The sequence below is a fragment of the Rhodococcus sp. SJ-2 genome, from assembly GCF_053750035.1.
Genome location: NZ_CM132340.1, coordinates 2,060,555 through 2,079,585, shown reverse-complemented (window position 1 = coordinate 2,079,585; position 19,031 = coordinate 2,060,555). Strand labels below are relative to the sequence as shown.

General features: G+C 65.8%; 20 protein-coding genes. 12 read left to right on the top strand and 8 right to left on the bottom strand.

Going from position 1 to position 19,031, the window contains the following annotated elements; translation table 11 throughout:
• Positions 1–32: 32 nt before the first annotated feature.
• Positions 33–266: a DUF1707 SHOCT-like domain-containing protein gene (locus ACSYG9_RS09685; protein WP_454842248.1), complete on the bottom strand. Its 234-nt coding sequence runs from the start codon at positions 264–266 to the stop codon at positions 33–35.
• A 117-nt stretch (positions 267–383) separates the two neighbouring features.
• On the opposite strand from ACSYG9_RS09685, the gene ACSYG9_RS09680 reads away from it, so the two are divergent.
• The 4 genes from ACSYG9_RS09680 to ACSYG9_RS09665 all read left to right on the top strand — a co-directional run bounded on the left by ACSYG9_RS09680 (position 384) and on the right by ACSYG9_RS09665 (position 5,957).
• Positions 384–785 carry a DUF5318 family protein gene (locus tag ACSYG9_RS09680; RefSeq protein WP_454842928.1) on the top strand — a complete coding sequence of 134 codons (402 nt, stop codon included), beginning with the start codon at positions 384–386 and terminating at the stop codon, positions 783–785.
• Positions 786–1,589: 804 nt separating this feature from the next.
• The gene (locus ACSYG9_RS09675) at positions 1,590–3,842 is read left to right on the top strand and encodes a transglycosylase domain-containing protein (RefSeq protein ID WP_454842246.1); all 2,253 of its coding nucleotides are present in this window, start codon (positions 1,590–1,592) and stop codon (positions 3,840–3,842) included.
• 9 nt (positions 3,843–3,851) lie between these two features.
• Positions 3,852–5,471, top strand: coding sequence for a glycosyltransferase 87 family protein (locus tag ACSYG9_RS09670; RefSeq protein ID WP_440126954.1), 1,620 nt, complete (start codon positions 3,852–3,854; stop codon positions 5,469–5,471).
• Between the two features lie 21 nt (positions 5,472–5,492).
• Complete coding sequence (locus tag ACSYG9_RS09665) at positions 5,493–5,957, top strand: RNA polymerase subunit sigma-24 (RefSeq protein WP_440126953.1); 465 nt, start codon at positions 5,493–5,495, stop codon at positions 5,955–5,957.
• 41 nt (positions 5,958–5,998) lie between these two features.
• Here the strand turns inward: ACSYG9_RS09665 and ACSYG9_RS09660 are convergent, their stop codons facing one another.
• From ACSYG9_RS09660 to ACSYG9_RS09650, 3 genes are read right to left on the bottom strand one after another with little or no spacing between them, the layout of a single operon-like run.
• Positions 5,999–6,412, bottom strand: coding sequence for a DUF2752 domain-containing protein (locus ACSYG9_RS09660; protein ID WP_440126952.1), 414 nt, complete (start codon positions 6,410–6,412; stop codon positions 5,999–6,001).
• A gap of 24 nt (positions 6,413–6,436) precedes the next feature.
• Positions 6,437–6,769, bottom strand: a complete 333-nt coding sequence (locus ACSYG9_RS09655) for a CD225/dispanin family protein (protein ID WP_440126951.1) — start codon at positions 6,767–6,769, stop codon at positions 6,437–6,439.
• Between the two features lie 52 nt (positions 6,770–6,821).
• A complete protein-coding gene (locus ACSYG9_RS09650; protein ID WP_454842244.1) occupies positions 6,822–8,180 on the bottom strand; it encodes a glycosyltransferase family 87 protein in 1,359 nt (452 codons plus the stop codon).
• Between the two features lie 129 nt (positions 8,181–8,309).
• Here ACSYG9_RS09650 and rpsF point away from each other — a divergent pair, with 129 nt between their 5' ends.
• From rpsF to dnaB, 5 genes are all read left to right on the top strand, one after another.
• Positions 8,310–8,597 carry a 30S ribosomal protein S6 gene (rpsF, locus tag ACSYG9_RS09645; protein ID WP_169688997.1) on the top strand — a complete coding sequence of 96 codons (288 nt, stop codon included), beginning with the start codon at positions 8,310–8,312 and terminating at the stop codon, positions 8,595–8,597.
• Positions 8,598–8,661: 64 nt separating this feature from the next.
• The gene (locus ACSYG9_RS09640) at positions 8,662–9,180 is read left to right on the top strand and encodes a single-stranded DNA-binding protein (protein ID WP_440126949.1); all 519 of its coding nucleotides are present in this window, start codon (positions 8,662–8,664) and stop codon (positions 9,178–9,180) included.
• Positions 9,181–9,220: 40 nt separating this feature from the next.
• Positions 9,221–9,463, top strand: coding sequence for a 30S ribosomal protein S18 (gene rpsR, locus ACSYG9_RS09635; protein WP_054806388.1), 243 nt, complete (start codon positions 9,221–9,223; stop codon positions 9,461–9,463).
• A gap of 15 nt (positions 9,464–9,478) precedes the next feature.
• The gene (rplI, locus tag ACSYG9_RS09630) at positions 9,479–9,934 is read left to right on the top strand and encodes a 50S ribosomal protein L9 (protein WP_440126948.1); all 456 of its coding nucleotides are present in this window, start codon (positions 9,479–9,481) and stop codon (positions 9,932–9,934) included.
• Positions 9,935–10,452: 518 nt separating this feature from the next.
• Positions 10,453–13,635, top strand: a complete 3,183-nt coding sequence (dnaB, locus tag ACSYG9_RS09625) for a replicative DNA helicase (RefSeq protein ID WP_454842241.1) — start codon at positions 10,453–10,455, stop codon at positions 13,633–13,635.
• 76 nt (positions 13,636–13,711) lie between these two features.
• Here the strand turns inward: dnaB and ACSYG9_RS09620 are convergent, their stop codons facing one another.
• The gene (locus ACSYG9_RS09620; protein ID WP_454842240.1) at positions 13,712–13,906 is read right to left on the bottom strand and encodes a ferredoxin; all 195 of its coding nucleotides are present in this window, start codon (positions 13,904–13,906) and stop codon (positions 13,712–13,714) included.
• A 78-nt stretch (positions 13,907–13,984) separates the two neighbouring features.
• On the bottom strand, positions 13,985–15,253 hold the full coding sequence (locus ACSYG9_RS09615) for a cytochrome P450 (protein WP_440126945.1): 1,269 nt from the start codon (positions 15,251–15,253) through the stop codon (positions 13,985–13,987).
• 250 nt (positions 15,254–15,503) lie between these two features.
• Here ACSYG9_RS09615 and ACSYG9_RS09610 point away from each other — a divergent pair, with 250 nt between their 5' ends.
• Together ACSYG9_RS09610 and ACSYG9_RS09605 are read left to right on the top strand one after the other, a co-directional pair.
• Complete coding sequence (locus ACSYG9_RS09610; protein WP_440126944.1) at positions 15,504–16,196, top strand: TetR/AcrR family transcriptional regulator C-terminal domain-containing protein; 693 nt, start codon at positions 15,504–15,506, stop codon at positions 16,194–16,196.
• Between the two features lie 10 nt (positions 16,197–16,206).
• A complete protein-coding gene (locus ACSYG9_RS09605; RefSeq protein ID WP_440126943.1) occupies positions 16,207–16,809 on the top strand; it encodes a phosphoribosylanthranilate isomerase in 603 nt (200 codons plus the stop codon).
• A gap of 24 nt (positions 16,810–16,833) precedes the next feature.
• Here ACSYG9_RS09605 and ACSYG9_RS09600 read toward each other — a convergent pair whose 3' ends face one another.
• Entirely contained in the window at positions 16,834–17,757 is a 924-nt protein-coding gene (locus ACSYG9_RS09600) for an alpha/beta hydrolase fold domain-containing protein (RefSeq protein WP_440126942.1), read from the bottom strand.
• A 121-nt stretch (positions 17,758–17,878) separates the two neighbouring features.
• On the opposite strand from ACSYG9_RS09600, the gene lipB reads away from it, so the two are divergent.
• A complete protein-coding gene (lipB, locus tag ACSYG9_RS09595) occupies positions 17,879–18,547 on the top strand; it encodes a lipoyl(octanoyl) transferase LipB (RefSeq protein ID WP_440126941.1) in 669 nt (222 codons plus the stop codon).
• A 7-nt stretch (positions 18,548–18,554) separates the two neighbouring features.
• On the opposite strand, the gene ACSYG9_RS09590 is transcribed toward lipB, so the two are convergent.
• The gene (locus ACSYG9_RS09590; protein WP_440126940.1) at positions 18,555–18,974 is read right to left on the bottom strand and encodes an SRPBCC family protein; all 420 of its coding nucleotides are present in this window, start codon (positions 18,972–18,974) and stop codon (positions 18,555–18,557) included.
• Between the last annotated feature and the right edge of the window lie 57 nt (positions 18,975–19,031).

Below are 19,031 nucleotides of genomic sequence, written 5' to 3'. Positions count from 1 at the left end.
GACGACCGCCACACCGGCGATCATCGGGGCAATCAGGCCCCAGGTGGAATTCCGGTCCCGTCGCCCTCGGGTTCGGCCGGCGGTTGCAGGTCGCGAACGAGGTCCGCGAGTTCCGGCAGTGTTGTCGCTGTTGCGGCGCGTGCGACGAGGTCGCGCCACTGTTCCGCTGTGAGCTGCCCGTCGGCGTAGGCGGCGTCGAGACGGGTGCGCGCGAGAGCACGATCGCCCTCGCGTACTCGGGTCTGCGGCGATTGTCGACGAACCACGGCAGAAGCGTAGTTCGTCCGGAATGGGTCTGCCGCGCACAGGACCGGGCACACTCCGCGCCCACTTGCACTTGGGCCGCACGTACTCTGGATCCCGTGCAAACTCAGCGGCAGGTGGTGGACTACGCGTTGCAGCGGCGGTCGCTGCTCGCCGAGGTCTACTCGGGGAGACGCGGCGTGGCCGAGGTTTGCGATGCAAGCCCTTACCTCCTGCGAGCTGCAAAGTTCCACGGCACAGGCAGCGAGATCGTGTGCCCTATCTGCCGCAGGGAGCAGTTGACCATCGTTTCGTGGGTCTTCGGTGACAAGCTCGGAGCAATTTCCGGTTCCGCGCGCACTCCCGAAGAGTTGACCCGCCTGGCCTCCAGCCAGGAGGAATTCTCCGTCCACGTGGTCGAAGTTTGCCGAACCTGCAGCTGGAACCACCTGGTGCAGTCGTACGTTCTCGGTGCGCAACCCGCGCCGAAGCGGCCCCGTCGTCGATCGACGGGTGCAAATCGACGCACCGCGAGCGAGTGAACGGTCGCCGGACGACGTGACATCGACGTGCCCGACGGTGTACACAGCTGCACAAGACCGAACGACCGAGTCGTCGACCCCCTGTCCGAGTACGGATTCGAGGATCGGGCGTAACGCGTCGCGCCGACATTTGGAGAAACGTACGTGAGTTCCACCGACAACGAACCCGAGGACAACCGGGCGGTTCCGCCCCAGCCGAACGGTCCCGGCGGTATCCCGCCGCAGCGGCCGACACCGGATGGTGCATCCGCTCCGGGGCGTCCGCTGCCGCCTCCGCCGCGTCAGCAGGGGTCGGGGCAACCTCCGGGTCCAGGTCCACGGCCGCCGCTCCCCCCTCAGGGGCGTCCGCAGCAGCAACCGCCCGGGCGTGGCGGGCTGCCCCCGCAGCAGCCGGGGCCTCGTCCGGCCGGCCCCCAGCAACCCGGTCCGCTGCCCGGCCGCGGGGGGCCGCCGCCCCAGCAGGGGCGGCGACTTCCGCCCCAGGGACCGGGGCAGCCGACGCGCCCGGGCACGGGTCCTGTCCCTCAGCAGCAGCGTCCACCGCAGATGTTCCCCGGCGGGCCTACCGATCGCGCACCGGGAGGCGCCGCCGGACGGGGCGCCCCCGCTGCCGATCCCACACGCCGGATGCAGGCCGGTGCGCCGAACAGTCAGGAGCAAGCGGCAGTCAGGCAGCCCCCGCCGCGGGCAGCTGCCTCAGCTTCCGGTTCCGCTGGTGGCCCGCCCGCCGCGGGTGGGCCGCCGCCGACGCCTCCCACGGGCGGACCCGGCGATGGAGCCGGGGGCGACGGTCGGAAGCGGCGCATGCCGTGGCGCACGATCCGGCGTATCGGCTACGTGGTGGTTGCGGCGGGCATCCTCGTTCCCGTCCTCACGTTCATGCTCGCCTACATTGCGCAGGATGTGCCGAAGCCCGGTGAACTCGTCACCAACCAGGTGTCGACGATCTACAACGCCGACGGCTCGAGCGTCATCACCAAGGTCATTCCGCCTGAAGGCAACCGCAACGAGGTGGATCTCCAGGAGATCCCCGAGCATGTCCGCAACGCCGTGCTCGCGGCCGAGGACCGTGATTTCTACAGCAACTCCGGGTTCTCGATCACGGGCTTCGCGCGTGCCGCGCGCGACAACATTCTCGGGCGTGAGAGCGCGGGCGGTGGTTCGACGATCACGCAGCAGTACGTCAAGAAGGCGCTGGTCGGCGACGAGCGGAGCCTCACGCGTAAGGCCAAGGAGCTGGTCCTGTCGGTGAAGATGGCCAACCAGTGGTCGAAGGACGAGATCCTGTCCGCCTACCTGAACACCATCTACTTCGGTCGTGGTGCGTACGGCATCTCGGCGGCCGCGACCGCGTACTTCGGTAAACCCGTCACCGATCTGACCGTCGAGGAAGGCGCGGTCCTCGCGTCGTCGATCCAGCTGCCGTCGCTGCTGGACCCGGAACAGAACCCCGAGGGCGCCGAGGCCCGCTGGAACTATGTGCTCGACGGCATGGTGTCCGCGGGCACCCTCAACGCGCAAGACCGTGCGACGAAGCAGTACCCGGCATACGTCCCTCTCGCCGAGCTCGACTTCGGCGACCAGTCGATGGGCCCGGAAGGACTGATCAAGAACCAGGTGCTGGCAGAACTCTCCGCCGAAGGGATCGACGAGAACCTGCTCAACACCGCCGGTCTCGAGATCACCACGACGATCGACACCACAGCGCAGGCCGCCGCGATCGACGCCGCGCAGTCGAACCTCGAGGGAGAGGACGAGAACCTGCGTACTGCAGTGGTGTCCGTCGACCCGCGCAACGGCGCGGTGCGGGCGTACTACGGCGGTGACAGCGGCGTCGGTTACGACTTCGCGCAGGCAGGGCTGCAGACAGGTTCGTCGTTCAAGGTGTTCGGTCTGGCTGCGAACCTCGACCAGGGCAAGCCGTTGTCGACGACGTACGACAGCGGTCCGCTCACCATCAACGGCATCAAGATCGGAAACGTCGAAGGTGAGCAGTGCGGTGAATGCACGATCGCCGAGGCGCTCAAGCGTTCGCTGAACACGAGTTTCTATCGGATGATGCTCGACATGGAGGACGGTCCGCAGGCCATCGCCGATATGGCTCACAAGCTCGGTGTCGCGAAGGAACTGCCGGGAATCGGCGAGACCCTCACCGAGCAGGGCGGCGTGGGACCGAACTACGGCATCGTCCTCGGCCAGTACCAGTCGCGGGTTCTCGACATGGCGTCGGCCTATGCGACGCTCGCGGCGTCGGGTATGCACTACGACCCGCACTTCGTGCAGAAGGTTGTCACCTCCGACGGGGAGGTGCTCCTCGACCGCGGCGCGCCTAGCGGCGAACAGGTGGTCGACGAGGCCGTGGCCGACAACACCACCGCGGCCATGACGCCGATCGCTGCCTACTCGAACGGGCATGCCCTCGCCGGTGGGCGTCCGTCCGCTGCGAAGACCGGAACCGCCCAGCTCGGCGACACCGGGTCGAACAAGGACGCGTGGATGGTGGGGTACACCCCGTCGCTGGCCACCGCAGTGTGGGTCGGTACCGAGCAGGGACTGCCACTCGAGAACAGCTGGGGCGGCATGATCTACGGGTCCGGCCTGCCGTCGGACATCTGGAAGGACACGATGGACGGAGCTCTGGAGGGCACCGATGTCGAGTCCTTCCCCAAGCCGGGCAAGATCGCCGGTGAGTCCGGTGTGCCGAGCTGGTCCGCGAAGACCACGGCCCCACCGACCAGCGACAAGCCGTCGACGTCTCGAACGATTCCGACGTTGCCGGAGGTCCCCGACATCACGACGCAGAACGTGGAGATCTTCCCGGGTGTGACGATTCCGATTCCGGGCGTGGCGCAGGCACCTGCCACCACGACTCCGCCTCGCGGGCCGTCGAACGACAATTCGACCTCCGAAGAGGAGGAAACCGAAAGTGACGGTTCGGACGGCAACGACCCCACCGTGCCGTCGGCACCCACCACTACCAATCGGGTCCCCCAGCTCAACCAGTTTCCAGGCGCGGCGAACGGCCGAGATTACGACGAGCTTCAGCCTGCCGGGTAGCCTCGCCGCGTGACCGTCGACGGAGAGGCCGCGCACAGGGGACACGTCTCTCCTGAGCCTCTCGCCGACGATCGTCGTTCCGTGGACTGGCGCGACACCCCGGGTCGAACCGACCCGATGGTGTCGCGCCTTTCCGCACTTGTCGGGGGCCCTGTCGGCAGGCACGCGCTGCTCGGCCGCACCCGTTTCTTCACGCCGCTGCGGGCGATGCTGTTGCTCGCGGTGGTGTTCTTGGCGTTGGGATGGTTCGGCAAGGCCGCATGCATCCAGCAGGCGCCGCTCGGCCCGGACGGTGACCTCGGGTTGGATTGGAGCGACAACCGGCAGTACGTGGCGATGTGTTATTCCGACATCGTTCCGCTCTACGGTGCGGAGCGGCTCAACGAGGGCGCGTTCCCGTACGCGACGTCGTGGGAGGAGCCGGGCGCGGACGGGCAGACGCAGACCCGGTATATGGAGTACCCCGTCGTTTCGGGCCTTTACCAGTACGTGTCGATGCGGGTCGCGAAGGCATGGGATTCGGTGTCCTGGCTGCCCGGCGGACTCCAGGTCGCGATCTATTTCAATGTCGTCGCTTTGGGGCTCGCGTTCGCGTGGCTCGCGACGTTGTGGGCCACCGCCAGGTCGGCGGGACGGCGAGTATGGGATGCCGCGCTCGTCGCTGCGTCGCCTCTCGTGATGGTGCATGCGTTCACGAACTTCGATGCCTTGGCTGCGGCATTCGCGGCGGGTGGTCTGCTTGCGTGGGCTCGCCGCCGCCCCGTGCTTGCGGGTGTGCTGCTGGGGATCGGTGCCGCGACGAAGCTGTACCCGCTGTTGCTGCTCGGTCCACTGCTGGTGTTGTGTCTGCGTACCGGGAAGATGCCCGCATTCTTCCGAACCTTCGGTGCAGCGGCAGGCGCGTGGCTGGCGGTCAATCTGCCGATCCTGCTGCTGTACCCGCGGGGATGGTACGAATTCTTCCGCTTGAATTCCGATCGCGGCGCCGACCCTGATTCGATCTACAACGTGGTGCGGTCGTTCGTCGGATGGCCGGGCTGGTCCCCCTCGACGCTGAACTCCGTGTCGCTGCTGCTGTTCGCGATCGCATGCGTCGGGATCGGATGGCTTGCGCTGACCGCGCCTCGGCGCCCGCGACTGGCCCAGCTGTGTTTCCTGCTCGTGGCGGCATTCTTGTTCACCAACAAGGTCTGGAGTCCGCAGTACTCACTGTGGCTGGTCCCGCTGGCGGTACTCGCGATACCGCACCGCAGGGCCCTGCTCGCGTGGATGACGATCGATGCCCTCGTGTGGGTTCCGCGCATGTTCTATTACCTCGGTCCCGACAACAAGGGTGTACCGGAGCAGTGGTTCACCGCGACGGTGGCGATCCGGGACCTCGCCGTCCTTGCGCTGTGTGCGGTGGTGTTGTGGCAGATCCGGCATCCGGTCGACGATCCCGTCCGGTACGGATTCATCGACGACCCCGTCGGTGGTGTTCTGGACCAGGCACCCGATGCGTATCCGCGGTGGCTACCGAGATGGTTGAAACCGGCACACGGCCGCGTGCCGTCGAAGGTGTCCCGACCGGTTTCTTTCGATTCGGTTTCGTTCGATCGGAGGACAGCGGAGGCCCGCATGTCGTCCTAGGCTTGTACGGAGGGAGGGGACATGAGCACTGTGCGTGGTGGCGGAGTACTCGGAAATTTCACGATGTGCGAGCTCGCCTGGTCGGTGGCAGCAGGTGACGCGGCTGCGATGCCTGCGCTCCTTCGGCAGCTGTATCCTCAGGTCTCCGCGTATTGCCGTGCGCGTGCTCGTGACACCGGCGTTTCCTTCACCGAAGCCGATCGTCTGGCTCTCGAGGTGTGTCACGAGATCCTCGCCGCTGTGTCGTCGGTGGTGGGCGCCCAGCAGCCGTTCGTCCGCCTCGCCTATGCGACCGCTGTGGACGCCGCCGACTCCCGGTTCGCTCGTTCGGGAGGCGGTGCCGGTACCCGGATTCAACGGGAGGTCCTCATTCTGCGCACCATCGTCGGTCTGGATCTGGAGCTGACTGCAATCGCATTGGGCATCAGTCCGCGGCGGGTGCGCGCCGAGCAGCACGTCGCGTTGCGGTCGCTCCGCGCGGCCTGAGGTCTCGTGGTCGCCGAGTTGCTTCGGATGGCGAGCTGCTTTCAGATGCGGAGTGCGGTGAACGGCTCGATCGGGAGGTTGCGCACCACGAACCACACGGCGATCAGCGCGAGCGCGATGTGCGGGGCCCACCGGTACCCTCCCCATCGAGGCATCGATGTGCCGCGCGCGCGACTCACGGTCCACAGCAAGAACATTGCGAGCAGCCCCACCGTCACGGCGACGCCCAGTGCATTGAACCGAACTGCTGCCGGAATATCGAGGTGTACAAGTGAATACAACATTCTCGACGCACCGCAGCCGGGGCAGAGGATCCCGAAGATCGCGTAGGTGGGGCACGGCGGGATGATTCCGCCCGGGGTGGTCGGGTCGGCCCACGCCACGAATGCGCACGCGCATACCGCACCTGCCGCGACTGCGGCGGGTGCTTTCAGGCGTGAGAGGGTGCGTTCCATGAGGTTCAGCGCGTCCGTGAGGTTTCAGCGCGTCGTGGCCACGACCGCGGCCCAGAACGCGAAGTATCCCACGATGAGCGCGATCAGCCCGACAACCCAGATCACCGCAGACCAGATGGCCCAGGTCTTCGCCGAGCGTGCAGATCTGTGCGCTTCGTCGAAACGTCCCTGTGCCCACAGATTGTTGACCCGCGACGCCTTGACCAGCGACACGATCCCGATCGGCATGCAGAACACCACGGTAGCGACGATGCCCCAGACCATGTTGTTCTCCGGCGGCCGACCGTACGGATGGAACGGCGAACCGTAGGCACCGGGCTGCGGGCCGGGTGGTGGGAACTGTCGATACGCATTCATTCGCCGGCGCGCTCCTCTGGTTGCGTGTGTGCGGTGGGTCCGTCGCCTGTCATCACGCGTTTGCCGGGCTCTCGAGTGATCGATCGTGGTGGCCATGCGTGCGCCTCTTCGTCGAATGCCGTTCGGAAGAGTTCAGGAAGACGAAGAACAACACGACCAACAGTAGTGCCCGGCCCCACACCCCGATGTGGACGAGCGTGAGTGGCAGCGCCTGGTCGCTGTTCCCCGCGGTCGAGTCGAACCAGAGGAAGATCCCGATCCCCATCGACAGGTCGACGAGCAGATACGTTGCGATGAGTTGCCACGGGATGCGCAGCAACACGAACAGGGGCAACAGCCACAGTGTGTATTGCGGGGAATGCACCTTGTGCAGAAGCAGGAACCCGCACAGGATCGCGGCGGCAACGGGCAGCCACGGGTAGACGCCTTCGCGGAGATAGCGGCGCCATCCGAGCCACAGCGCGGCCGCGAACACCGCGAGCATGAGTACCGGTGAAACGAGGGCGACCACGTCGTTGTATTCGGAGGTGACCTCGTGCCCTTGGTAGTTGCCCATCAGTGGACGCAGTCCCCAGTACCAGATCGAGTTGCTGGTCGCGTCCGCCGCTCGGTTCTGCTGGAACGTGAACGACGCACGCCACCCGTCGAAACCGAGGATCGCGAACGGCAGGTTCACTGCGACGACGGTCGCGACGGCCGTTCCGGCCACGGCCAGTGCACCGCGGAGATCGCGGCGCCCGATCGGCGCGCTGTCGTCGCGCTCGGCTGTGCCGTCGAGGAAGACATAGGCGATCAGCGGCAACACGAAGAGCCCGGGATAGAGCTTGAGGCAGAATCCGACGGCGAGAAGCACCGCGGCGATCATCCCGCGGGTACGAAGCGACCAGCGCCGGGTGCCCACGACGGCGATGGCGAGGACGGTCACCGCGACCACAGGCAGATCCCAGTTCAAGAACGCATACATCACGAGCGGTGGTGTGGCCGACCACCAGAGGGCATGCCATCCGGCGATCCGCCCGAGAATCCACGCCGTGAGCAACCCGAACGGCGTCAGTAGCAGCGCGGAGTGCAGCAGGAAATCGGCGTCGGTCTCCGCGAACAATGCCCCCACCCACATGAGGACGCCGCCGAGCACCGGATACTCGACAGTGCCGCCGGTGAGGTTCCCGGCAGTGGTGATGCCGCCGTCCACGAAGGGGAACTGGTGGAGGTTGATTCCCCGCCCGAGCCACAATTGCTGGATATCGGAATAACAGACGGTGGCGTCCTTGAGCTCGTCGAATTGCATCGAGCGACCGAACAGATCGAAGGGCGGGCCTGCGCAGCGCGCCTTGTTGAGGTAGCCGAGCAGCAGCGTCAGCGCACACGTGACGACGGCGACGAGCGCGGGAAGGGATCGGCTCGTGCGCATGTTCTCACCCTAAGTCAGTTTCGCTGGTCGAGCGGAGGTCATGTACCCTTCTTGGGTTGCTGACGCAACGACCCTCCTGTCACGGATCGTCCGTGACCGTTCACAGTCCATGGGAGGTGATGAGGTCTTATGCGTCATTACGAATTGATGATCATCCTGGACCCCAGCCTGGATGAGCGCACTGTCGCTCCCTCGCTGGAGACGTTCCTCAACGTGATCCGCCAAGAAGGCGGCAAGGTCGACAAGGTCGACGTGTGGGGTAAGCGTCGTCTCGCGTACGAGATCGAGAAGAATGCCGAAGGCATCTACGCGGTCGTCGACATCAGCGCGACGCCTGCTGCGGTTGCAGAGCTGGATCGCCAGCTCGGCCTGAACGAGTCGGTGCTTCGCACCAAGGTTCTGCGCCTCGGAAAGTGAGCCTGTCGGCGCTTGGCCGTAGGCTCTGGCGCATCAGGACTCCACACACTGCAGGAGGAACCACATGGCAGGCGACACCGTCATCACCGTGGTCGGCAATCTGACCGCCGATCCGGAACTGCGTTTCACCCCGTCGGGTGCCGCGGTCGCGAACTTCACCGTCGCGTCCACGCCCCGCATGTTCGACCGTCAGTCCAATGAATGGAAAGACGGCGAGGCTCTGTTCATGCGCTGCAACATCTGGCGCGAGGCAGCCGAGAACGTGGCCGAGAGCTTGACTCGAGGATCCCGCGTGATCGTGCAGGGCCGTCTCAAGCAGCGCAGCTATGAAACGCGTGAAGGCGAGAAGCGCACTGTCGTGGAGCTCGAGGTCGACGAGATCGGCCCCTCGCTCCGTTACGCCACGGCCAAGGTCACCAAGGCCGGTCGCGGCGGTGGCGGAGGCGGCTTCGGTGGTTCCTCCGGTGGATCGGGCGGTGGGCGCCCCAGTTCCAATGCCAATACCGGCGGGGACGACCCGTGGAGCAACGCTCCTGCGGGTGGTTCCTTCGGCGGTGGCGGGGACGACGAGCCCCCGTTCTGATCCGACCTTCGATCGGAACATCTAAGTACGGAGAAAGACCATGCCTAAGTCGCCCGCGCGCGAGAAGGTTTTGAAGAAGAAGGTCTGCGCCTTCTGCAAGGAAAAGAATGTGCAGATCAACTACAAGGACACCACGCTGCTGCGTAAGTACGTCAGCGATCGCGGCAAGATCCGCGCTCGTCGCGTCACCGGCAACTGCGTGCAGCACCAGCGCGATATCGCTGTTGCTGTGAAGAACTCCCGTGAGGTGGCACTGCTTCCTTACGTCTCGACGACTCGCTAAGGAAAGGGGAACACGATGAAGCTCATCCTCACCGCCGACGTGGACAACCTCGGTGCGCCTGGCGACACCGTTGAGGTCAAGGACGGTTACGGTCGCAACTACCTGCTGCCCCGCGGACTGGCAATTGTTGCCACCCGTGGCGCCGAGAAGCAGGTCGCGGGCATCCGCCGTGCACAGGAGGCCCGTGCAGTGCGCGGCCTCGAGCATGCACAGGAGCTCAAGGCCGCCATCGAGGGCCTCGACAGCGTCTCGCTGGCAGTCAAGACCGCTGCAGACTCGGGCAAGCTGTTCGGCTCGGTCACCGCTGCCGACGTTGCCGGCGCGCTCAAGGCTGCCGGTGGCCCGGTTGTCGACAAGCGCGTTGTCGTGCTGCCCAAGGCGCACATCAAGGCGACCGGCAAGCACGAGGTCGTTGTGAAGCTGCACCCGGATGTCACTGCGAAGTTCACGCTGAACGTCGTCGCTGCCTGATCCGGTTTTCGAGGAGCCCCGCGCACATCGCGCGGGGCTCCTCGCTGTCTGTGTACAACCTGTGGATAAATCCTGTGGGATTCAACTCTCATGTGATCCACAACATATCTTTCTCGAACGAAACTTTCGGACACGCCCGGCTGTCGATATGGCCACGACACGCCGGAATTCTTTTGCTCCACAGGTGTGAGGAGCAGTTTTTGCGCTCTGAACTGGATGAATGCGTGATGTGACATGCGTTCTCCCCAGGTTGTCCACAGAGGGTGCACAACGTAGTCCACGGGATTCCACAGTTCATCCACAGATGTGTGCACAACCCGATTTGGTGAGAGGCTTTTCGGTCCCTAACGTCGTGCGCACGACTCCCCCCATGGGTTTGGTATGGGTCGGAAATATGTCGGTGGGCACGGGTAGAACGTGGGTTGTGGTTCGGGCCTCAGGGCCCGGAGTTGTCTGCGGAAAGCCCGTAGGCCGGGCATGACCGTGCTTGGTTCGGGATTCGGAAGGGCGGTATCGCGTTGGCAGTGGTGGACGATCGAGGCCACTCCGAATACTCCGGACCGCCCGATGAACCCGAGACCGATTTCGGGCGTCAGCCTCCCCACGACTACGTGGCGGAGCAGTCCGTGCTCGGCGGCATGCTGCTGAGCAAGGACGCCATCGCCGATGTCCTCGAGGTGCTTCACCCGGGCGACTTCTACAAGCCTGCGCACCAGTTCGTCTACGACTCGATCCTCGACCTCTACAGCCGGGGTGAGCCCGCCGACCCCGTCACGGTTTCGGCCGAACTCGATCGCAAGGGCGAGCTCAAGCGCATCGGTGGGCCCGCCTACCTCGTGACGCTCACCCAGACGGTCCCCACCGCCGCGAACGCCGGCTACTACGCCGAGATCGTCTCCGAGAAGGCCATCCTGCGCCGCCTCGTCGAAGCGGGCACACGCATCGTCCAGTACGGATATGCCGGCTCCGAGGGCCAGGATGTCGCCGAGGTCGTCGACCGCGCCCAGGCCGAGATCTTCGACGTCTCCGAACGCCGCACCAGCGAGGATTTCGTTCCACTCGAAGAACTGCTGCAGCCCACGATGGACGAGATCGATTCCATCGCCAGCCGCGGCGGGATCTCGGTCGGAGTCCCCACCGGCTTCGCCGAGCTCGACGAACTCACCAACGGCCTGCACGCAGGGCAGATGATCATCATCGCCGCCCGCCCCGGTGTCGGTAAAGCCCTCGCGCTCGATACTGTCCTGCCCACCCCGAGCGGGTGGACCACCATGGGCGAGGTCTCGGTCGGCGACGTACTGTTCGACGCCGACGGCGAGCCGACCCGTGTCGTCGCGGCCACCGAGGTCATGCATGGGCGGCCGTGCTTCGACGTCGTGTTCTCCGACGGCACCGTGCTCGTCGCCGACGCTCAGCACCAGTGGTGTACCTCCGACGGCGCCGTCCGCACCACCGCCCAGCTTGCTGCCACCGTCGAGGCCGACCACGCCGTCACCAATGCCGCTCCCCTCCGGACGCCCGCAGCAGACCTGCCCGTTCCGCCGTTCACGCTCGGTGCCTGGCTCGGTGGTCCGTCGGCCGATCCGCACGTCCACATGCGCGTCGAAGGTGAGGGAGGGTGCACCGAGGCCCTGATGGCGCTCGGTGCGCACATCCCCACGGCGTATCTGCGTGCCTCACAGGAACAGCGCCGCGATCTGCTGGCCGGGCTCCTCGACGCCGGGGGCACTGTCGACGGCGACGGCACCATCAGATTCGTCTCGGACTGTGCACGCTTGGTCGAGGACGTCGCCGAACTGCTCTCCGGTCTGGGTCACGCCTGCACTGTCGATGGTGACGAGGTGGCGTTCGAGACTGCCGACGACGTCTTTGTCCTTCCCAGCAAGGCCCTTCTGCACAAGGAGTGCCGGCGTCCGGTGCCGGTCGAGCGTCGCATCGTCGCGGTGCGGCCGGTGGAGTCGGTGCCGGTGCGCTGCGTCGAGGTCGACGGCGAGCACATGTACCTTGCGGGTCGCGCGATGGTGCCCACCCACAACTCGACGCTCAGCATGGACTTCATGAGGTCGTGCTCGATCAAGCACGGCATGGGCTCCGTCATCTTCTCCCTGGAGATGGGGCGCACCGAGATCGTCATGCGACTGCTCTCGGCGGAAGCGAAGATCAAGCTCGGCGACATGCGGTCCGGTCGCATGACCGATGACGACTGGACCCGGCTCGCGCGTCGTATGAGCGAGATCAGCGAGGCACCGCTGTTCATCGACGATTCGCCGAACCTGACGATGATGGAGATTCGTGCGAAAGCGCGGCGTCTCAAGCAGAAGCACGACATTCGTCTCATCGTCATCGACTACCTGCAGCTCATGACGTCCGGTAAGAAGGTCGAGTCGCGCCAGCAGGAGGTCTCGGAGTTCTCGCGAAGTCTCAAGCTGCTCGCGAAGGAACTCGAAGTTCCCGTTATTGCGGTCTGTCAGCTCAACCGTGGTCCAGAGCAGCGGACCGACAAGAAGCCGCAGGTCTCCGATCTCCGTGAGTCGGGTTGCCTCCCTGCGTCCACCCGCATTCTGCGCGCGGACACCGGCGCAGAGGTCACTCTCGGGGAGCTTCTCGCGACGGGTGAGCAGCCGCTCGTGTGGTCGCTCGACGAGCGGATGCGCATGGTCGCGCGGCCGATGACGAAGGTCTTTCCCAGCGGGCGCAAGGAAGTGTTCCGGCTGCGGCTCGCGTCCGGACGCCAGGTGGAAGCGACGGCGAATCACCCGTTCCTGACCGTCGACGGCTGGATGCCCCTCGGTGAGTTGACGACGGGCGGACGTGTCGCGGTGCCGCGTGCACTGCCCGCACCGATCGACATGGTGACCTCCTCCGAAGACGAGATCGTCGAACTCGCCCTCCGGGCCGTCGCCGATGCCGCCGTGCCTGCGCGGGCGTTCGCGTTGCCCAAGGATCAGGTTGCGGCGCTGCTCTGCCACGTGTGGGAGGACAGCGGCATGCTCGCCTGGGACGTCGACGCGCAGCAGGCGATGATCCGGTACTCGGCCGCCGACCGCCGATTCATCGATGATCTGGCAGTCCTGTTGCTGCGGATCGGTGTGTTCTCGCAGATCACGGAAACCGCGTCGGGCTACGACCTGCGCGTGACCGACCCGGACGGACAGGCGGTGTTCCTGCACGACGTCGGCGCCCACGGCACGGCAGCGCAGTGGGTACTGACACAGCTCGGGCCCACGCTCACACGTCGCAGCGTCGACGGTGTCTCCCCCGAACTCGAAGAGTCACTGGGCCGGCTCCTCGCTGTCGAGCGGTTCACGCCGAGCGAACTCGTCGGTGCTGGGGCCCCACGTTCCAGCCTCGCTGAGGTGGCCGGTGTGCTGGGCGAAGCCGACATCGACATGGTCGCCACGAACAACGTGTACTGGGACGAGATCGTCTCCATCGCCAGCCTCGGTGAGCAGGACGTTTTCGACGGGACCGTCCCGGGCACACACAATTTCGTGGCCGACGGCATCTCGGTGCACAACAGTCTCGAGCAGGACGCCGACATGGTGATCCTGTTGCACCGTCCCGACGCGTTCGAACGCGACGACCCGCGTGGCGGTGAGGCCGACTTGATCGTCGGTAAGCACCGTAACGGCCCGACGGCCACGATCACAGTGGCGCACCAGCTGCACCTGTCGCGGTTCGTGGACATGGCGCGCGGCTGAACCTTCCTCCGCTCGTGCGGGTTTCCGTAGGTCGTGAGGCAACGGGAATCCGCACTACCGGAGGAAAGTTCACACGTCAGTCTTCCGCGATCCGGATCGCCATCCGGGGGCAACTTCCTTCGGCTCTGCGCGCGGCATCGTGCAGTTCCGGTGCGGGGTTGTCATCGAGGATCGTCACGATGTCCTCGTCTCCGAGCCGGAACAACTCCGGGGCACTCGCTTCGCACAATCCGTGTGCTTCACAGAGATCCGTATCCAGTGTGACCTTCATCTGCTCTCCAAGGGGCCGGTGTGGGGCCCGGCGCAGACCCCGTAGGTCACTGCGCCGGGCATCCTGACGTCTCGGTGGTCAGCCGATCGGGGTGTACTGCAGGTGCAGGTTGTTGAGCCCGCGCAGGAGATAGGTGGGCTCCCAGGTGAACTTCCGATCCGACTCGGGTCCGTGCTCCGCGTCGTCGAGCTTGATATCGCCCATGCGGTCGAGGAACCGCTCGATGCTGACCTTCGCTTCGACACGCGCCAGCGGACCGCCCGGGCACGAGTGAACGCCGCGGCCGAAAGCGATGTGCTCACGTAGGTTTTCGCGATCGACGCGGAACTCTGCGGGGCATTCGAAGCGGTCCGGATCGCGGTTGATCGCGCCGGGCAGAATGGCCACCGGAGTGCCCGCGGGGAGATCGATGCCACGCAGTGTGGTGTTCTTCAGAACCAGGCGGAAGTCGGTCTTCACCGGACTCTCCACCCGGAGGGTTTCCTCGATGAATGCCGGGATGAGTTCGCGGTCGTCGCGCAGCTGCTTCTGGATATCGGGCCGCTCGGCGAGGACCTGGATCGACGAACTCAGCAGTCGGGCAGTGGTTTCCTGGCCGGCGGCGAACAAGAAGGTCGCCAAGCGCACCACATCGATGACCTCGGGCAGGGAACCGTCGGGGTAGGTGGCAGTAGCGAGGTCGGTCAGGACGTCGGGGCGGGGATTCTTACGGCGGTCCTCGATGTAGCCGCTGAACTGGGCGTCGAGCCACTCGAGCGGATTGACCTCGACTTCCTCGTTCTGGTCGAGCGTGCGGGCAGTCTGCGAGAGCAGTTTGTCGCGGAACTGGTCGTGGTCTTCTTCGGGGACGCCGAGGAGGTCGGCGACGACGATCAACGCGAACGGTTTTGCGTAGTCGTCGAGGAGTTCCAGGCGGCCACTTCCGAAGAAGGTGTCGATCTGCTTGTCGGCGAGCCGCCACATGAACTCTTCGTTCTCCTTGAGCCGCTTCGGTGTCAGCAGCCGCTTGAGGAGTGCACGCTGTGCAGTGTGGTCCGGCGGGTCCATCGTGACCATGTGCTCGTTGAGCGGGAGTTCGCTGCGGTGTGCGGCGAGCTGCTCGGTGATGTCGTCGCCCTCGGGGGTGAACGGCAGTGGCGGGAACGGCCCGAGGAAGGCATTGGCCGAGGAGTACACCTCGTGGTTGCGATACACCTCGAGGGCCTCGTCGTAGCCTGTCACGGCGACCACTCCGTGATGCGGCATGTGGGTCACGGGGCATTTCGAACGAAGGTGCTCGAAGTACGGGTAGGGATCTTCCACCAGGGATGCGTCGGTGAAGAAATCGATCTCGTCGAAGCCGGTCAAGTCTGCCTCCTCTTCACGGTGCACAACGACGTCGTCGCACACGGGATCTTCGAGCACGGCCTGGGCGAACGGCTGGGCTGTGCCGTGCGGAACCGGATATTCGATTGAGAGAATACGGTATTAATTCCCGCATGGGAAGAATATTTCACTCGTACTCTTCGGCACCGTGGGCATGCAGGTCGGACGCCCGGAATACCGCTGCGGGAGGAGTCGAACACTGCGGCGAAGCCGGAGATCGTAGGCTTGGCGGGTGAGTAGCGAGGAGATGATCCGCAGTGCGGGCACGCGCCGCCGCCGTGGCCGTCCGAGCAAGATCAGCCGCGATCGGATCGTCTCCGCGGCACGATCGCTTGCTCCCGACACGCTCACGATGCAGGCCGTGGCCGACGAACTGGGGGTCGACCGGAAGGCTCTCAACTACTACGTCAGCGACCGGCAGGGCCTCCTCGAGCTGGTCGCGCTCGATGTCTTCGAATCCGCGATCCGTGGCGTCGACACACCGGAAAGCCAGGACTGGCGCCAGGTGCTGCGATCCTGTGCACGAGCGATGAAGGAGGCGCTGACGGCCGCAGGCGTTCTCATCGTCTACATCAGATTCGACGGAATGACGGATCTCGGCGCACTCGCGACTGTGGAGCGAATCATGGAACGCCTGGTGCGCGCAGGATTCGACGCCGAGGAGGCGGGACGTGTGATCACTCTCCTCGCCGTGATCGCGCACGCAGCGGCACGTGAGGACATCGCCGCGGCGTCGGGAGCCGCAGATCCGCAGGTCGACAATGTCGTACGAACGGTGGAAGCCGGATCTACCGGCGACCTGCCGCTGCTTCACAGGTTTGCGTTGAGCCGTGAAGCACAGTCCCGCGCAGTCGAACAGTTCGAGTTCGAGCTGGACCTCATCGTCGACGGGCTGGACAGGCGCCTCGAGGAGCGCGCGAGATGAAAGGTGTGGGATGACGTTCATCAAGATGTGCGGGCTGCAGGACGAGTCGACGGTCGATCTCGCCGTCGAACTCGGTGTGGATGCAGTCGGTTTCGTGTTCGCCGACAGTCCCCGCAAAGTGTCGGCGGAGCAGGCCGGACGGTTGCGGATGCGGTTGCCCGCGGGCACACTCGCGGTCGGAGTGTACGTGCGGATCCCCCTCGACGAGATCATCGCGATGGCGAAGTCCGCAGACCTCGAGCATGTGCAGGTGCACGATCTCCGTTCGGCCGACGACGTGCGCGTCCTGCACGACGCGGGGCTGACGGTGATTCGCGCCGTCAACTCGGGTGGCGCGGAGTCGCTCTCCGACCACTTCGGCGCCGACCTGTTGCTGGTCGACGGCGCGATCGCCGGAGCCGGGAAGACCTGGGACTGGCAGGACCGCAGCGCTCTGCCGTCGGGTCGGTGGGTGCTCGCCGGCGGCCTGAACGCAGGCAACGTGGCGCGGGCACTGACGACCTCAGGTGCCTGGGGTGTGGATGTGTCCAGCGGTATCGAGTCGCGTCGGGGTGTCAAGGATCCGGCTCTGATGAGGGCCTTCGCCGATGCGGTACGAGGTGCCGGGAGATGACGAGGACGTGCCCACGGGGCGCCGTCAATGCCGCGACGCGCTGATCCGTTCGAGCATCCACGAATCGATGTCGCTGAGAGCTGTCTCGGCCAGTGCCGTTGCATGCCCGGTGAATCCGTGGGGCGACGCGGGATAGATGCGCAGGTCGACGTCGTTTCCGATTGCGGACAGGCGACCCGCCATCGCGAGGTTGTCTTCCAGCAATATGTCGTCGGCCCCGACGACCATCAGCACCGGCGGAAGGTCGCGCAGATCCGCGTAGATCGGCGAGATGTCTGCCGCGGTGCGGTCCGCTACGTGGCCGACGTATGCCTCGAGGAAGTATTCGTCCGCGATCCGGCGCCCCGCCGGGGTCAGGGCGCTCAGGTCGTAGGTGCCGAATTGGAGTGCGGCACCGGCGAACCGTCCGGCAACGCCCCTGTCCCGCAGTCGGAGCAGCGTACCCAGCGCGAGTGTTGCTCCCGCAGAACGACCTCCGACGACCAGTCGTGACGAACCGAAACGGGACCCGGCATGCTCTGCGAGCCACAGCGCCACTGCCTCACAGTCGTCGGGGGCGGCCGGCCACGGGCACTGCGGTGCCAGCCGGTAGTCGACGCCGACGACAGCGATGCCAAGACGATCCGCGAGGGCGCGGTTGCGTACGTCGTCCCCTGCGGCCGAGCCCATGTAGAAGCCGCCGCCGTGAATCTCGAGACGGACGGCCCGAACCCCACCGCTGGCGGGAAGGGCGATCCGTATCGGGACCTGGTGGGTGCCGGCGTCGATCAGCTCCTCGACGGCCGGTGGCACAGCCGGTGACGGGGTGGGTGTCCTCGCTCGGACCGACATCAACTCCTCGATGCTTCCGGGTCCGCGGCCTGGGGGTCGCGACGCGTAGAAGTTCCTGGCCTCGAGGACCTGCTGCGCCGGAACATCGACCATCACGGCATCGAGTGTGTATCGCACGGGCACTCCTCACGGTCGGGACCTCGGGACCGGGTGAGTGTAAGCGCGCCCGCCGACGCCGGTCGCTAAAGTGGCCGGGTGTGGCCGTCGAGGTGGCCCACGGATCGAGTGAGAGCGGGACATGAGCGAGAAACTGTTGGCCGATCGTCCACTTCATCTCGTGGTCGACGAGGACCCGGTCGACTACGACGTGGCGATGGCGCGGATGCAGGAGATGTACGACGAGCGACGGGAGTCGCGGCGCCCCGACACGCTCTGGCTGCTCTCCCACCCCTCGACCTTCACGGTCGGTGCACGCACGAAGCCCGAACACCTCCCCGTCGGCACGGGCATTCCGGTCAGGGAAACGCGCCGCGGAGGACAGCTGACCTATCACGGTCCGGGTCAGATCGTCGGATACCTCATCGTCGAGCTGCGGGCAGGCGAGGGCGTCGTCGACTATGTCCGTGAGGTCGAGCACCGCCTCGTCGACGCACTGGGTGCATTGGGCGTTGCCGCCGAGCGCCGCGACACCCCGCGGGGTGGCGAACTGCTGACGGGCGTGTGGACGAAGAACACCGGCCGCAAGATCGTCTCCATCGGGATGCGTTCGGGGCGCGGCATCACAACTCACGGGTTCGCGCTCAATGTCGAGGGTGACATGCAGCCGTGGCACTTGGCGGTCGCGTGCGGGCTCCCGGACGTGGAGATGACGAACATCGAGACCGAGCTGACGGAGATCGGCCACGTCTCCCCCGGTCTCGCCAAGACCCGAGAAGCACTGGCGACGGCGTTTCAGGCGCACGCCTGACGGCAGTTCAGCGCGGGAGCTCTTCGAGTAGTACACGCAAGCGTTCGAGGTCCGCCGCGACGATCGCGGTGTCCCGATCGAATTCGTCGTCGGACAGTCCGATCTGGCGCACCGTGAAGAGAATTTCGGAACCGTTCGGGTGCGGGAGTACACGCACCGGGTTGTTCACTGTCGTGCCGGACGGCAACGTGACGTCGTGATCGAGTACTCCTAGCTCGTTGTGCGGGGTGAAGCGTACGGTGACACGACCCATGGGTGAGTCCACCACGAGGGTGTCGCCGACGCGTTCGACGTGGCTCTGGGCCAAGCCCGACGCCCATGCGGGCAGGTTGTCGGGGTTCGCCGCGAACTCGTACACCTGCGTCGGCGGACGTGCGATGACCTGACTGACGTGGCGGCTGCGGATGGTGGGCGGATCGTTGCTCATGGGCGGAACGCTATTGCGCAGGCCGGCGATTGTCTTCCAGAAGCGGTGCGGTGTCCG